Raw genomic sequence first — 15,555 nt, 5'->3', positions numbered from 1 at the left:
AGTTTAGTCCGATTTTTTAATTACAAAAAGTCCACTATTGATGTCGCTAACCACAATTTTACCACTTTCGAAAAAGGGGTAGATGCTCCATACCCCATCAAACTGTGTGTTATCGCTAGCAGGATAAGTGTCAAAGAAACCTATTTCGGAAATTGATTTTTCAGCTATTCCAGAAATATCCAAAACACGAACACCGGCTGTATAATTAGCAAGAAAAAATTCATCACCGAGCACGTATCCGTTATGGTCAATAGCACTGGTTGGCCCTAAATAGGTGTGATGTAATATAGGGTTATCCAAATCGGTCATGTCAAATATGAGCGTTCTTGATCTGAAACCAGAGTTGATTTCATCCAGTTCATCTCCAAAAATAAAATAGCGTTGGTCCTCCGTAAACCAGCCTTGGTGGGTATACCCTATAAAGGGATAATCTAAAGTGGACAAGGGTACCGGAGTATCCTTTTGTGAAATATCAACTAGCACCACTTGATTTTCGTTGGCGCCCACGAAAATCTCTGCACCACTATAGTCTGCATCAGGTCCGGTATAATTAATTACTTGGGCGTCGTGCGTATATCCGTTTACGCCCCAACCTCCTGCTGAAATTGGCGCTACAGGGTTTTGTAAATCCAAAAAGTGAACGCCACCATTAAAGGCATCATCTCGATTTGTACCTACAGGATAAGCAAAACCTGTTGCCTCGTTAATAACGATATTATGAGCATTCCCGATATCGGTATACCGATTATCGGCTGAAAAAACTATAGGAGCAGCACTTACATCCCTCAATTTTTTTAAATCGAATACTTGAACACCGTGATTATTGGCTTCAGCAACAATATAGGCATAGTCCTGATACACCTTTATATCTCTCCAAGAACTAGCTGTTGTAGCTGTTGGTAACTTTCCTAAATAGATTAAATTTTCAGTGTCTGAAATATCAACAAAGGCGGTACCATCATCCAACCCCATTAACGCATACTCTTTCCCTGTAGTGGTATCTGTCCAGCCCCAAATATCATTTCCAGAAGCAGCTTCAAAACCGGCTAAAGAAATTTGAGCCAACAAATCGTAGCCATTACAAGGATATTCGCCCGCCATTCCATTCTCGCAGGGCACTAAAGAACCTACCATTTCTGTATCCTCTTTATCTATCATAAAAGAATCGTTAGAGCTAGAGCACGCTAAGAGAAATAGGCTTATGATGCTAAAAAAAAGAATCTTTTTCATACGATTTTCTTGTGTGATATTCCTTGTAAAGATAACAAATACATAGGCAGACAATTGAAATATATTAAGCCATAGGTCTTGGAATACAAATAATTGGATTATCTTGAACATTGATTTTAAACCATTTTTAAAAAGTAGTGTATAATTATGCCAAAAAAAACTTCCTTTCTCCAGAACGAATCTAGAAGATCATTTGTAAAAAAATCTAGTATTGCAGCCGCAGGGTTTATGATCGTACCAAGACATGTATTGGGCGGCCAAGGTTATGTAGCACCAAGTGATATGTTGAACATTGCCGGTATTGGTGCAGGTGGTAAAGGTAAAAGTGATCTTTCCTCTTTTGCTGAAAGTCCAAATGTGAATATTGTTTCCTTATGCGATGTAGACGACCGTCAAGCAATAGCTTCTAGAAAAGCCTTCTCAAAAGCTAGTTATTACAATGATTTTAGAGAAATGCTAGATAAAGAAGGTAAGAATATCGATGCCGTATCCGTATCTACACCAGATCATAACCATGCCGTTGCAGCCTACCAGGCCATGTCTATGGGGAAACATGTATATGTACAAAAACCATTAACACATGATATTTGGGAAGCGCGAATGCTTACTGAGGCTGCCAAGGAATTTAAGGTAGTTACACAAATGGGCAACCAAGGAGGTTCTGGCGATGGTGTGCGTAAAATGAAGGAAATCTATGATAGCGGAATCATTGGTGACGTTCATACTGTAAAATGCTGGACCAACCGTGCTATTTGGCCGCAAGCACTACAAACACCTGCCAAAAAAGATAAAACTCCAAGAGGACTCAACTGGGACCTTTGGTTAGGTACTGCTCAAATGCGCGATTATAATAACGCATATCTTCCGTTTGACTGGAGAGGCTGGTCAGATTTTGGAACTGGTGCGCTAGGTGATATGGCTTGCCATATTATGGACCCAGTATACCGTATTCTTCCGATATTATATCCAGATACCGTAGAGTGTAGTGTATCTGATTCCTTTAAAGGTAAGTTCGAAACGGCTGATTATCCTAAAAGTTTTCCGAATTCTAGCAAAATACACCTGAGCTATCCAAGAACGGATGGTAAAGGAAACATAAAGGTTTCATGGATGGATGGCGGCCTACTGCCTGAAAGACCTGAGGAACTTGGGGACGACGAAGATTTGGGTAACTGGGACGGTGGTGTGCTCTTTATTGGGGACAAAGGAAAGCTGCTGGCAGATTGCTACGGAGGCAATCCAAGACTATTGCCGTTGACTTTGAACGAACAGTTTGAAATTGAGGAAACCATAACACGTGTACCAGAAGGTCACTACCTACAATGGGTAAATGCTTGTATGGCAGGATATGGTAACGCCGAGACTAGCTCTTCGTTTGATTATGCTGGTCCTTTTACAGAGAGTATCCTTATTGGAAACTTAGCATTAAAAGCTTATTTTGAAATCGATCCAGCTGCCGAAAACAAAAGTTTCTGGGGCGGTGGAAAACAATACCATGGTAGAAAACGACTTCAATGGGACGCAGAAAATATGAAAGTGACCAATTTTGATCCTGCTAACAAGTATGTAAAACGTACTTATAGGGACGGTTATTCCGTAGGTTAATAGTCCTTATCCTAAAATATCACAAAAAAACTGAAGCCTAAAAGCTTCAGTTTTTTTATACCCGACAATTTGCAGTAACTCCTTACTTTTGCACCATGCTAGAAAACAAAAACAACGAGCTTACCTCATTGGAAAAATTAGGCGAATTTGGACTTATAACCCATCTGACCAAAGATTTTGAAATTACACAAACATCTACAGTAACCGGAATTGGCGACGATGCCGCAGTTTTGGACTTTAACAATAAGAAAACGATACTTAGCACAGACCTGCTCATAGAGGGGGTTCATTTTGACCTCAGCTATATGCCCTTGAAACATTTGGGTTATAAATCGGTTGTGGTAAATTTGAGCGACGTATACGCAATGAACGCCACCGCCACCCAAATAACCGTATCTATCGCGGTTTCCAATCGATTCCCCTTAGAAGCCTTGGAAGAATTGTACGCAGGTATTGCCATGGCCTGTAAAACGTATGGAGTGGACTTGATTGGTGGAGATACCACTTCCTCTAAGACAGGGTTAATGCTTAGTATTACTGCACTTGGAGAAGTAGACGAAGAAAAAATTACATACCGCTCAGGAGCAAAACCAAATGATCTTTTAGTCGTCAGCGGAGATTTAGGTGGTGCTTACATGGGCCTACAAGTATTAGAACGAGAAAAAGAAGTGTTTAAGGTAAATCCGAACAACCAACCCGACTTGGAACCCTATTCTTATATTGTAGAACGTCAGTTAAAGCCAGAGGCACGAAAGGATATCGTCAATTTACTGCAACAATTAGAAGTGCAACCTACTTCAATGATAGATATCAGTGACGGATTATCGTCTGAAATATTACATCTCTGCAAAAGTAGCAAGGTGGGTTGCAATTTGTTTGAGAATAAAATTCCGTTAGACCCTACTGTGATTTCTAGCTGTGAAGAATTTAAAGTGGATAGTACTATGATCGCGCTAAGCGGGGGTGAGGATTATGAATTACTGTTTACCGTAGATCAATCCGCTTTCCTGAAAATAAAAGGCAATCCAAGTTTGTCTATCATTGGTCATATGACACAGGAATCAGAGGGTGCACACCTTGTGACTAGGGCGGAAACCAAGATCCCTTTGACCGCTCAGGGGTGGAATTCTTTTGAACGTAAGTAAATAAAAAATCCCGAAAACAAGGGCAGTTGCTTCTTATCCGTTGTGGGGCGTTACGACAGTTAAGATGAAAGCTACTTACTTAATTTTCGGGAATAACCATTAAACTCCTTCTCCAGCCATGGGAATGGGGTTTATGTGTTTTTTACACAGGTGAATTATGCTACTTGTTGCGCAGCATGATGTCTTCTCTGGTAAATATGTTCCAATGTTCTATTGATATCTTGTAATTCAGGAGTCAATATAGAAAGGTTGCCACTAACATCCGTTGTTACTTGCTTTTGACAATGAATACATTTGTACTCTTTAATGTGGGAAGTTACTTTTTTTGAGATGGAGTAGTGATGGCCAAAAATATTACAGAATATTTTTTTCATTTGGTAGGGTTTTAGAATGCATCGGCAGGATTTGGGAATCTTTATAATGCTTTGGTTATAATTTAATTTTAGGTGTTTGCCAATTGGTAATAGGCGTTTTTATTATTTTTTTCAAGATATATAATATTAATCACCTGACCCATAATTTGTTGTGATGTGTCCTATTCTTGTTGTCAACTTCCAAAATGTATAGGTGTACTATTTTACGAGGTGCTCTTTACTATATTTAAATTATCTTTCGCTTTAGTTTTTTAATATGCATCCTAACAAAAAAATACTAGTCACGGCCTTTGCTCTTTTCTCCTTATTCTTTGGAGCCGGAAATCTTATCCTACCACCCCTATTAGGTTTTAATTCAGGTAGTGTTTGGTGGTTGGTTGCCTTAGGATTTTGTGTTTCGTCAGTAATTATTCCTATATCAGGTATTTTAGCACACGCCAAGCTTCAGGGAACTATTTTTGATTTTGGTAAAAAAGTGTCCCCCACCTTCGCCTTGGTATATTCTATTATCATATATGCCATTTCTATTAGCTTGCCATCGCCACGAACTGCATCCGTCACTCACGAAATGGGCATCCAACCTTTTTTTGATAGCCCTTCATGGCTCACTAGTACCATCTACTTTGGACTAGTATTCATTTTTGTTATCAATAGATCTAAGATTCTAAATATTATTGGTAAGGTATTGACCCCAGCTATCATTATAATTCTATTACTACTAATAGGCAATATCCTATTTTCATTTCCTTTCGATTTTTCAGAGGTCAAATTTCCAAGTCCTTTCACAGATGGAATTTTAGAGGGCTACCAAACCTTTGATGCCATTGGTGCTGTGGTCGTTGGCGGCGTCATTATCATTTCCATAAACCTAGAAAGCAACCAAGGCTCTTATGCCGATAAGAAAGTGCTTATCCGTAAAGCGGGCTGGTTGGCTGGGTTGGGGCTCTTTCTTATTTATACAGGATTGATTATTTCTGGCGCTATGGTCCACGGATCGTTTGGTCCTGCTATATCAAGAACGGCGTTGCTTAGCGGAATGACCACCTTAAGTTTAGGGTCCTTTGGCAATCTTTGCCTTAGTATTCTGGTAAGCTTAGCTTGTTTTACCACTGCTGTGGGTATTGTAACTGGCACCTCAGACTTTGTAAAATCACGTTTTAAAAATTCTCAAATAGCCTATATCCTTACCGCTATTATTGGTTGTATTTTGGGTGTAGCAATAGGTCAGTTTAATGTGGCCTATATAATTGCAGTAGCCTTACCAGCACTCATGTTTATATACCCTATTACCATCGTTCTTATTGTGTTAAATGTAATTCCAGAAAAATACGCGTCGGCAAAGGTATTTAAGGCTGTAGTGATAGCCACGGTTATTTTTAGTATTCCTGATTTTTTAGGGTCGGTTGGACTCTCCGAAGAATTAGTTTTTCTACAAGGGTATATCCCCCTAAGTACATATAGTATGGGCTGGGTATTGCCGGCTTTGGTTATTTTTGTGTTGATGAATATCTTAAAAATAAAAAAATAATCTGTTGAGTAAAATCACATATTAGTTTTTTATTCTAGATAATTAATAACATATTCCTTGCTGTACGTTATTCGAAAACGATGTGGACTTATTCCTTCATCCTCTTCCGCTCCTTAGAAACGTAATAAAACAAATAAGCTATTAGTACCAAAACCACAAAAGGCAAATAGGTGCCTATGACCACGCCAATTTCAACGGCCATGTCGGGAGCTTCCACCATCTTTTGCTCAATAGCCGCCGCATCTTATAAACTCATGTTCTTTAAAATTTAAGTTCCAAACTAATAGGACAATGATCGCTTCCCATAACCTGGTCATGGATTTCAGCCGAAATTACGTTAGGCCAAAGCGATTCACTCACCAGAAAATAATCCAATCGCCAACCTACATTTCGGTTACGGGCACCACCACGCATACTCCAAAAACTATATTTATCAAAAGTGGTAGGGTGTTTTGCTCTAAAGGTATCGACCAATTTCAATTCTTTCATCATATTATCCAACCCATCAATTTCTACTTGGGTAAACCCCGAAGTTTTATTGTAGTTAGATTTTGGATTGGCTAAATCGTTCTCCGTATGTGCTACATTAAAATCTCCGGTAACGACCAAAGGCTTCGTTTTAGATAACTTGTTTAGGTACACCGTAAAAGCTACATCCCATTTTTGCCTGTAGTCCAGTCTTTTTAATCCGCTGCCACTGTTGGGCACATATACATTTACAGAATGAAAGTGCTCATATTCGGCATGGGTAATACGGCCTTCCATATCATGTTCCTCTTTGCCCATATCAACAGAAAAGGATAGTGGTTTTTCTTTACTAAGTATTGCTGTGCCAGAATAGCCTTTGCGCTCCGCACTATTGCTATGCAATTCATACCCGACAATCTCTGTTAGCGCTTCACTCACTTGATCATCTTGTGCTTTGGTTTCCTGAACGCAAAATATATCGGCATCAAAATCGGCTACCACATCGGCAAAACCCTTTTTTACAGAAGCACGAATACCGTTTACGTTCCAAGACACTAATTTCATATTTTTTACTTTTTTAATTGAACTACTTATGTTCTAAATAAGTATTAAGCATTCATTAAACTCTCAATTTCTTCTGCCTCAATAGGAATGTTCCCCATCAAATTAAAGGGTTCGCCTTTTTCTTGGATAACCACATCATCCTCCAAACGTATTCCAAAACCTTCTTCTGGAATATAGATGCCAGGCTCAACCGTAAAAACCATATTCGCCTGCATCGGTTTTTTTAATTCACCGTAATCGTGTGTATTGAGCCCGATATGATGACTAGTGCCATGCATAAAATATTTCTTGTACGCAGGCCTATCCGGATTCTCATTCTGTACATCAGCCTTGTCCAACAATCCAAGTGCTAATAATTCCGAAGTCATCAAGTTACCACATTCTTTGTGGTATTCCGCCCAAAGCATCCCAGGCACTAAAAGCTTGGTTGCATCCTTCTTGACACGTAAAACCGCCTCATAAACCTCCTTTTGACGCTTGGTAAATTTTCCATTGACCGGAATTGTACGGGTGAGATCACTGGAGTAATTCGCATATTCCGCAGCAACATCCATCAAAATTAAATCACCATCCTTACACGCTTTATTATTTTCTAAATAATGTAGCACATTGGCGTTATTCCCAGATGCGATTATTGGCGGATATGCAAACCCCTTGGAGCGATTACGAATAAATTCATGAATCAGTTCTGCCTCAATCTCATGTTCCCAAACCCCAGGTTTTACAAAACCCAATAACCTTCGAAATCCCTTTCCCGTGATGTTACAAGCTGTTTGCATCAATTCTAACTCTTCAGGCTCCTTAATACCTCTAATTTCCTGTAAAATAGGATTGCTCTTGGCTACCTTATGTGCCGGATACTGTTCCTTGGTTTTTTTGATAAAACGATCTTCACGCGTCTCGTTGACTACCGCCTGCCGGTAGTGCTCGTTGGTGTTGAAATAAATGGTATCGGCCTCGGTCATCAAATTAAAAAAGACCTTGTCAAAATCTGACAACCAATAAATGGTTTGGATTCCTGATACTTCGGTTCCCTGTTCCTTTGTCAATTTAGCTCCTTCCCAAACTGCAATATGGTCGTTGGTCTCCGTAACGAATAAAATTTCACGATGTTTTTTGTCTATAGCATCAGGAAAAAGTAACAAAATCGTTTCCTCTTGGTCGGCACCACTCAAGTAAAAAATATCCCGATGCTGCTCAAAAGGAAGCACGCTATCGGCACTTATAGGATAGATATCGTTAGAATTAAAAACCGCTATACTTTTTGGCTGCATTTGGGCCATAAATTTTTTACGGTTCTTTATAAACAGTGAATTGGAGATTTGTTCGTATTTCATTGTTATTTCGTTTGCGTATAAATTTAAGGATTCCAAAATGCCTTCCCAACTTATCTTAGATAATCTCTAAAATTGAAATACATATATTTCTTATATAAATCTTGGTTATATTTAGTTCTTTTTATTTTAAATTGACCAAAAAGACCTTCCGATGAAATTAAGACTACTTTTCTTTGCTTTCCTATACAGTATTTCATTTTCAATACTCGGTCAAAATGACCCATCGGTCTTCGAAAACTTAGACTTTCGTTTTATTGGTCCGGAAGGCAACCGAGCTATCGCAATTGCCGGAGTTCCTGGCGACCCCATGCTTAATTATATTGGAGCAGCTTCGGGCGGACTATGGAAAACAACGGATGGTGGACTCAATTGGGACCCCATCTTTGACGACCAAGATGTTTCCTCCATTGGTTCATTAGCCATTACACCTACCAACCCAGATATTGTTTGGGTAGGCACAGGGGAAACTTTTGTGATACGCCCTGCACATGCCATGGGTGACGGAATTTATAAATCTGAAGATGGCGGAAAGACATGGAAAAACATGGGGCTTGAAAGAACGGGTCGTATTGGACGTGTTATCGTGCATCCCACAAATCCAGATATTGTATATGCTGCAGCACTTGGTCATACCTATGGGCCCCAACAGGAAAGGGGTGTTTACAAAACCATAGATGGTGGTAAAAACTGGGAGCGCATTTTTTTTGTAGATGAAAATACGGGAGCAGCAGAATTGGCGCTTGATCCTAAAAATCCAGACCGACTCCTAGTAGGCATGTGGTCCATTCATATCAATACTTGGGGATTGCGAAGTGGTGGTGCCGGGGGTGGTATTTACAGAACTATGGACGGTGGAAATTCATGGGAGGCAATGACTTCAAAAGGACTTCCCGGAGGTAAGGATAATCCCGTGGGTAAAACTGCGGTAGCCATATCTCATTCCAACCCTAATATTGTGTATGCCCTTTTTGAAATCGATAGCCCAGCCTTATACCGATCAGCGGATTTTGGAGAAACTTGGACCTTACAATCCAGAAATCATGATATCGCGGAGCGTGCTCCTTATTATACCCGTATGGCAGTTGGAACCGATAATCCAAACGAAGTTCATTTTGCCAGTGTAAAATTCAGTACCACCATGGACGGTGGCAAAACGTTTAAAAGTGGCTACAGAGCAGGTGGCGACAACCATGATATTTGGATAGACCCTAGCAATCCTGATCGTATATTAGTAGCCCATGATGGCTGTGCAAGCATCAGTTTAAATCACGGTAAAAGCTTTCAACGGATTGTGTTACCTATTGCACAGATGTATCACGTTTCGGTAGACGATCAAGTACCCTATAACGTATACGGCAATAGACAGGATGGCTATTCTTATATGGGGCCAAGCAATAGCAGGCAGGGTTATATTCCCTTAGGCTTATGGAAAGGTGTTGGCGGGTGCGAAAGTGGATTTGCACAACCTGACCCTTTTGATAATGATATTGTTTGGTCTGGATGCTACGATGGCGGGCTACAGCGGTACGATGCAAAAACAGGTAATGCAAGAGATGTTCGGGTTTGGCCAGAGGCCGGTTATGGATGGGAGCCTGGTAAACTAAAATACCGGTGGCATTGGAATTTCCCCTTAGCTTTTTCGCCCCATACCAAACACCGGGTATATGTAGGCAGCCAATACGTGCATAAAAGCGATGATGGCGGACAGAGCTGGCAGGTAATAAGTCCAGACTTGACTCTGAATGACAAATCACACCAACAGAGTTCAGGTGGTGTTGCCGTAGATAATTTGATGACCTTTGACGGTTCTGTCCTGTTCAGCATTACGGAATCTAAATTGGAACCAGGACTCATCTGGGCAGGGACTAATGACGGACAGGTGCAGCTTACGAAAGATGGAGGTGCAAATTGGACAAACCTTACTGCGAATATTCCCGACCTCCCTAAATGGGGTACTATTGCAAATATTGAAGTGTCTCGCTACAAGAAAGGAACAGCTTACATAACTGTTGACTTACACCAAATGGGCAATTTTGACCCCTATGCCTATAAAACAGTGGATTACGGGCAAACCTGGAAATTGATTACTGCCTCGGTACCAAAATCGGTGCACAGTTTTGTCCATGCGATTAAAGAAGACCCAAAACGGGAAGGCATGTTATATTTAGGGGTAGATAACGGGCTATATATAAGTCATAATGATGGCGAAAATTGGATGCGTTTGCGTAACAATCTGCCCCCTGCCCCTGTATATTGGTTAGAAATCCAAGAACGTTTTGATGATTTGGTCGTAGGAACCTATGGCCGTGGCTATTACATTTTGGATAATGTAGCTCCCCTACGAGAATTTGATATGGATGCAAAAGATGAAGAAGCGCATTTATTCAGTATGCGACCTGCCTATCGATTTATAGACCAGCAAGCCATAAAAACAGATGGTCCAAGTATGAATTCGGGTAATAATCCGTCTTACGGTGCGGACATACATTATTATCTAAAGGACAGCACAGATCAAAAAGTGTCTATTGAAATACTGACTATGGATAATCAACTTATCCGAAGCCTAGAAGGCAAAACCGATGCAGGCATTCATCGGGTGATGTGGGATTTGAGATATGAACCTACGTATAAACCCAAATTACAGTCGACCCCTCCAGGAAGACCATGGGTACAGTTAAATGGGGAAGGTTGGAGGCCTTTGGTTACTTGGGATTTAGACTTGTGGCGCGGACAATTTGGGCCACGTGTAGTACCAAAGCGATACAAAGTAAAATTAATTGTTGGCAAAGAGGAATTCATCAGAGAAGTAGACGTGTTGAAAGACCCCGATACAGAAAGTACCTTAAACGAACTAAAAGAGCAGGTGGCCTTTTCCTTAGAACTGCGTGATGCCATGAACTTGGCTGTAACCATGATCAATGATATTGAAACCATCCGAGCAGAGCTCAACGAAATCATTCCAAAATTGACGAAGAACAGTGACCGTAAAAAAGCAGAGGAACTGCGGATGTTAGCCGAATCTATTGCCGGTTCTCTCTATGACATCCATCTTACTGGAGCACGCGAGGATGCATTTAGGTCTCCTATGAAGCTCTACGGACGTATAAGTTCACTTGCCAGCGACATAGGCGGATTTGGAGCCGACTTTAAACCTACGAACCAGCAGCGTGAAGTATATGCCATATTTAATAAACGCTTACAGAATGTGGATGCCAAATTCAAAATATTTATGGATATGGAAGTTAAAAAATTAAATATCCAACTGAAGAAAAGTGAACTTGAAATCCGAACTAATAAAAAATTAAAATCATAAAACACCTTAAAACAACATGAAAAAACTAACCTTACTTTCCTTACTCATTATTTTTATCAGCTCTTGCGCTGAAACAAAAATAGAAGAAACCCAAGCAGAACTGTTCGCTAGAGTCGACACGGAAATACAACAAAATTCTAAAGCTTACAGTACCTTAAAAGAGGCTAGTGAAACCATTGGTCATCGCCTTACTGGTTCAGAAAATGGGTCTAAGGCAGAGGAATATACGTATAACAAATTCAAAGAATACGGTTATGACGACGTTGCCTACCAGACGTTTGAGGTAGAAGCTTGGGCGCGTGGAACAGTTGCTTTGGAAATAGACAACGAAGCTATAAAAGTGGTAACATTAGGCCATTCCCCTATAATAGCGGACGTAACCGGAGACATTATAGATATGGGTAATGGGCTGGAGGCCGATTATGCTGCCAACCCAGAAGCGGTAATGGACAAAATTTCCTTAGTCTACATCAATATTTTAGAAGGAAGTCCGGAAGGAGTAACAAATCTCCACCGTAGCGAAAAAACTTCCTTAGCTATGAAATACGGAGCTATTGGAATCATTATCATCAACCAAGTACCTAATGGTGTTTTATTGACTGGAACTGCATCGGTTACCGGAGCACTTATTCCAATTCCTGCAGTGTGTATAGGCATGGAAGACGGGATGGCTTTAAAAGAGAAATTGAAGCGTCAAAAAGTTTTGGCACATGTAGAAATGACCAATAAAAGTGATGTCATTAAAGCACGAAATGTAGTGGCTACCTTACTAGGTAGTGAACTTCCAAAAGAAGAAATCGTTATTGGGGGCCATTTAGATTCGTGGGATTTGGCAACGGGCGCCATAGACAATGGTATCGGTTCCTTTGCCGTATTGGATATTGCACGTGCTTTTAAGGCAAATAACCTTCAGCCAAAAAGAACTATTAAATTCATTATGTTCATGGGCGAAGAACAAGGTTTATTAGGTTCCAAATATTTAGTCAATCAAGCCATAGCGAATAATACCGTAGAGAATATTAAATACATGATGAACTTGGATATGGCTGGAAACCCAATTGGTATGAACGCTGGTGGACAATTAGAAACCGAAAACTTTTTTACGGAATTAGGCGCGGCCATACAACAGCAGGACACCATTTATCAGAATACATTTTCTAACCGGTCCGGATTGCATAGCGATCACCAACCGTTTATGCTGGAAGGTGTTCCTATTTTATCTGTGCATAGTAATTTAGACCGTTCTATTTATGGATGCTACCATAGCGATTGCGATGATTTCCCTTTGGTTAATAAAGACCACATTACCAATACCGCGCGCTTTGGGACCATGATGCTTTACGGGTTAGCCGATGCCGAAACCTTACCTGCAATGAAAATGGATAGCGAAACGACCAAACAGTTTATGATTGACAATAATCTGAAAGAAAAACTGATTATTGGTGGAGATTGGAAGTGGGGAGCGTAGGCAGGAGTCCTTTACAGGTGTTTTAGATTAAGGAAAATATAGTTCGATGAGAAATCAGTTATTATTTGTATTGTCTATTTTAATAGTGTCGCATAGCTGCTCCCAAGAAGTGGAGCCTCAGCCACTATCCCAAAAATATTTCGATATCATTCGTCCTGAATTCGAGGGCGATTTGGCCTATAAAACCACAGATTTTGTTGCGCAATATTGGCGTGTGGCAGGAAATACAGGATTTAATAAGTCCGTTTATTGGATTTCGGAACAATTGGAAAAGGCGGGCTATGTGTTGGAGCGTAAGGCGACAGATAAAGACCGACTCACCTACCGTATTGAAACGCGTGCCATGGAGCATCCTACTTGGGAACCTGTTTCTGCATCTTTACAAATTACAGGGGAAACAGCTCCGCTACTGGTTTCTGAAAGTAATGGCAATATGACCTACCTCAACTCGGCTTCCACTTCAAAGGAAGGGGTAACCGTAGAAGTCGTCCACTTAAAAGATGAGGCAGACCTCCGTAATTACGAAGTTAAAGGGAAGGTTATTTACATAGCAGCTAGCGCGCGTAGGCTCGTTCAAAAATTAATAGACCAAGGTGCTCTGGGTATCATTACGTATAACAACCCCGGGTATCTTCAACCAAAGAAGAACACGACTTCCATCCAATTCCGAAGCCTAGCCCCCCAAACCGATACTAAATTTTGGGGTATTGCGCTTTCCTATGCTGCCAAAGAACGATTGGAGTCCGCTTTAGAAAAAGGAAAAGTAGAAGTAATGGTGAACATCCAAACCAAAATATATGAATCTGAAGAGCTCACAGTAGTTGCACATATTAGAGGTGCGAAATTACCAAAAGAAAGACTTGTATTTAGTGCTCATATTCAGGAACCTGGAGCAAATGATAATGCTTCTGGTGTCGGTGCACAATTAGAAATGGCTTCATTGGCTGCTAGCCTATTTAAAAACCAACAAATTAAGCTAGACCGAACTTTAACCTTTTTATGGGGCGATGAAATCATCTCTACCCGAAGGTATATCGAAGAAGATGCTGAACGTGCAAAAGGGATCAAATGGGGCATTAGTTTGGATATGGTAGGCGAAAATACCGCCATTACAGGCGGGAGTTTCTTGATTGAAAAAATGCCTGACCCTAGTGCAATTTGGACACGCGGGAACGACAAACATTCCGAGTGGGGAGGCGAAACCTTGTCTTTAGAGGACATGAAACCACATTACCTCAATGATTTTATGATAGATCACTTTAAGAATCAGGGAGCCTTTGCTCATTGGGAAGTGAACACCAATCCCTTTGAAGGCGGCAGCGACCATACTCCTTTTTTGAATGCCGATATTCCTGGATTGCTCCTTTGGCACTTTACCGACCAGTTCTACCATACAGACAACGATAAAATTGATAACGTGTCCCAAGAAACCCTAAGAAACGTTGGAATAGGCGCATTAGTAAGTGCATTGACACTAACAAATGCTAATACCGCCACAGCGGAACAGGTACTTGTAACTATAGAAAAAAGAGCAAACGAACGCTTGCAAGCGGAATATCAATTAAGCGTAGAAAGTCTTAAAAATGAGGGGAAACTGAAAGAAGAACGAGCCATATTAACGGCATGGCAAGATTGGTATTTCAACACAATGCAAACGGTTACCGATTTAGAGCAGAAACCTTCAAAAGAATTAAAAGAAAAAATTACTATCGCCCAAGAAATTTTAAAAACATCCGTAGCGCGACAAATAGCCCAGCTTGAAAAATATTAATCCAAATCCACATCATACCCTTTCAAATCCTGCGCGGTCATTAGTAACACATTAACATCGATGGTTATGGATGTTAATGGTTCATCCAAACTATCCCTAGCAACACTAACCATGGCATCGACGACATCCATCCCTTTTATGACTTTTCCATACACCGTATAATCGCCATCCAAACGGTGTTCGCCTTCCTTATTCTGAACGATATAGAACTGGCAACGTGCAGATAACTTATCCGGATTGCCATCCCTACCCGCTCCAAAAGCACCGTACGTATGTGTTAGTTTTTCATTGAATTCTGGTTCTAATAGGTATTCAGGATCATTAAACCCTTCAGGAGTATCTGGGCATCCGGCTTGTGCCACGAAATCAGGTATGACCCGATTAAATGTTAGACGATCCCAATATCCGGCATTCGCTAACCCTATAAAACTCTTTTTATGGTTTGGCGTTTCCTCATAAAGCCAAACCAACATCTCCCCTTGTGGTGTTAAAATTTGACCTACTTCGTAACTTTTGACCGTTGAACATGCACTCAAAACAATGAGAAGTGCACCGACAAGCGTACTATTTTTCATATGTTGGAATTTCTGTTTTAAAACTACAAAAAAAGAGGCCTAACAAGACCTCTTTCTAAATTTTGGTTGGTACTAAATTATTGACTTTTTCCCATAGCACTTTTGATAGCAACAACAATAGCCATAAGTACGCCACCGCCATTAGTACCGGCAGTAGCTCCTGCACCTATGCCCAAC

At 40.6% G+C, this 15,555-nt stretch carries 11 protein-coding genes; 6 read left to right on the top strand and 5 right to left on the bottom strand.

All coding sequences use genetic code 11. From position 1 onward, the window contains the following. Positions 1-3: 3 nt before the first annotated feature. Positions 4-1,158 carry a choice-of-anchor B family protein gene (locus Q360_RS0108055; RefSeq protein ID WP_245603219.1) on the bottom strand — a complete coding sequence of 385 codons (1,155 nt, stop codon included), beginning with the start codon at positions 1,156-1,158 and terminating at the stop codon, positions 4-6. A 219-nt stretch (positions 1,159-1,377) separates the two neighbouring features. Between Q360_RS0108055 and Q360_RS0108050 the strand changes: the two genes are divergently transcribed. Both Q360_RS0108050 and thiL read left to right on the top strand, forming a co-directional pair. Beyond that, positions 1,378-2,835 (top strand): Gfo/Idh/MocA family protein, encoded by a 1,458-nt coding sequence (locus Q360_RS0108050; protein ID WP_027076633.1) that lies wholly within the window; start codon positions 1,378-1,380, stop codon positions 2,833-2,835. A 95-nt stretch (positions 2,836-2,930) separates the two neighbouring features. Continuing rightward, the gene (thiL, locus tag Q360_RS0108045) at positions 2,931-3,980 is read left to right on the top strand and encodes a thiamine-phosphate kinase (RefSeq protein WP_027076632.1); all 1,050 of its coding nucleotides are present in this window, start codon (positions 2,931-2,933) and stop codon (positions 3,978-3,980) included. Positions 3,981-4,135: 155 nt separating this feature from the next. Here thiL and Q360_RS25170 read toward each other — a convergent pair whose 3' ends face one another. After that, on the bottom strand, positions 4,136-4,354 hold the full coding sequence (locus Q360_RS25170; protein WP_084273395.1) for a hypothetical protein: 219 nt from the start codon (positions 4,352-4,354) through the stop codon (positions 4,136-4,138). Between the two features lie 256 nt (positions 4,355-4,610). On the opposite strand from Q360_RS25170, the gene brnQ reads away from it, so the two are divergent. Continuing rightward, complete coding sequence (brnQ, locus tag Q360_RS0108040) at positions 4,611-5,882, top strand: branched-chain amino acid transport system II carrier protein (RefSeq protein ID WP_027076631.1); 1,272 nt, start codon at positions 4,611-4,613, stop codon at positions 5,880-5,882. A gap of 261 nt (positions 5,883-6,143) precedes the next feature. Here brnQ and Q360_RS0108030 read toward each other — a convergent pair whose 3' ends face one another. Together Q360_RS0108030 and Q360_RS0108025 are read right to left on the bottom strand one after the other, a co-directional pair. Beyond that, positions 6,144-6,914 (bottom strand): exodeoxyribonuclease III, encoded by a 771-nt coding sequence (locus Q360_RS0108030; RefSeq protein ID WP_027076630.1) that lies wholly within the window; start codon positions 6,912-6,914, stop codon positions 6,144-6,146. A gap of 44 nt (positions 6,915-6,958) precedes the next feature. Next, a complete protein-coding gene (locus Q360_RS0108025) occupies positions 6,959-8,251 on the bottom strand; it encodes an aminopeptidase P family protein (protein WP_027076629.1) in 1,293 nt (430 codons plus the stop codon). Between the two features lie 151 nt (positions 8,252-8,402). Here Q360_RS0108025 and Q360_RS0108020 point away from each other — a divergent pair, with 151 nt between their 5' ends. Genes Q360_RS0108020 through Q360_RS0108010 form a run of 3 tightly spaced genes read left to right on the top strand, consistent with a single transcriptional unit; the run spans position 8,403 to position 14,803 of the window. After that, the gene (locus Q360_RS0108020; protein WP_027076628.1) at positions 8,403-11,564 is read left to right on the top strand and encodes a WD40/YVTN/BNR-like repeat-containing protein; all 3,162 of its coding nucleotides are present in this window, start codon (positions 8,403-8,405) and stop codon (positions 11,562-11,564) included. A 16-nt stretch (positions 11,565-11,580) separates the two neighbouring features. Further along, entirely contained in the window at positions 11,581-13,032 is a 1,452-nt protein-coding gene (locus tag Q360_RS0108015) for a M20/M25/M40 family metallo-hydrolase (RefSeq protein ID WP_027076627.1), read from the top strand. A 46-nt stretch (positions 13,033-13,078) separates the two neighbouring features. After that, positions 13,079-14,803 carry a M28 family peptidase gene (locus tag Q360_RS0108010; RefSeq protein ID WP_027076626.1) on the top strand — a complete coding sequence of 575 codons (1,725 nt, stop codon included), beginning with the start codon at positions 13,079-13,081 and terminating at the stop codon, positions 14,801-14,803. Here the strand turns inward: Q360_RS0108010 and Q360_RS22770 are convergent. Next, positions 14,800-15,378, bottom strand: coding sequence for a peptidylprolyl isomerase (locus tag Q360_RS22770; RefSeq protein WP_036195427.1), 579 nt, complete (start codon positions 15,376-15,378; stop codon positions 14,800-14,802). The two genes, Q360_RS0108010 and Q360_RS22770, sit on opposite strands and share 4 nt — an antisense overlap. Between the last annotated feature and the right edge of the window lie 177 nt (positions 15,379-15,555).

The sequence above is a fragment of the Maribacter antarcticus DSM 21422 genome, assembly GCF_000621125.1.
GTDB lineage: Bacteria > Bacteroidota > Bacteroidia > Flavobacteriales > Flavobacteriaceae > Maribacter > Maribacter antarcticus.
This window is presented reverse-complemented; position numbering and strand designations above follow the sequence as displayed.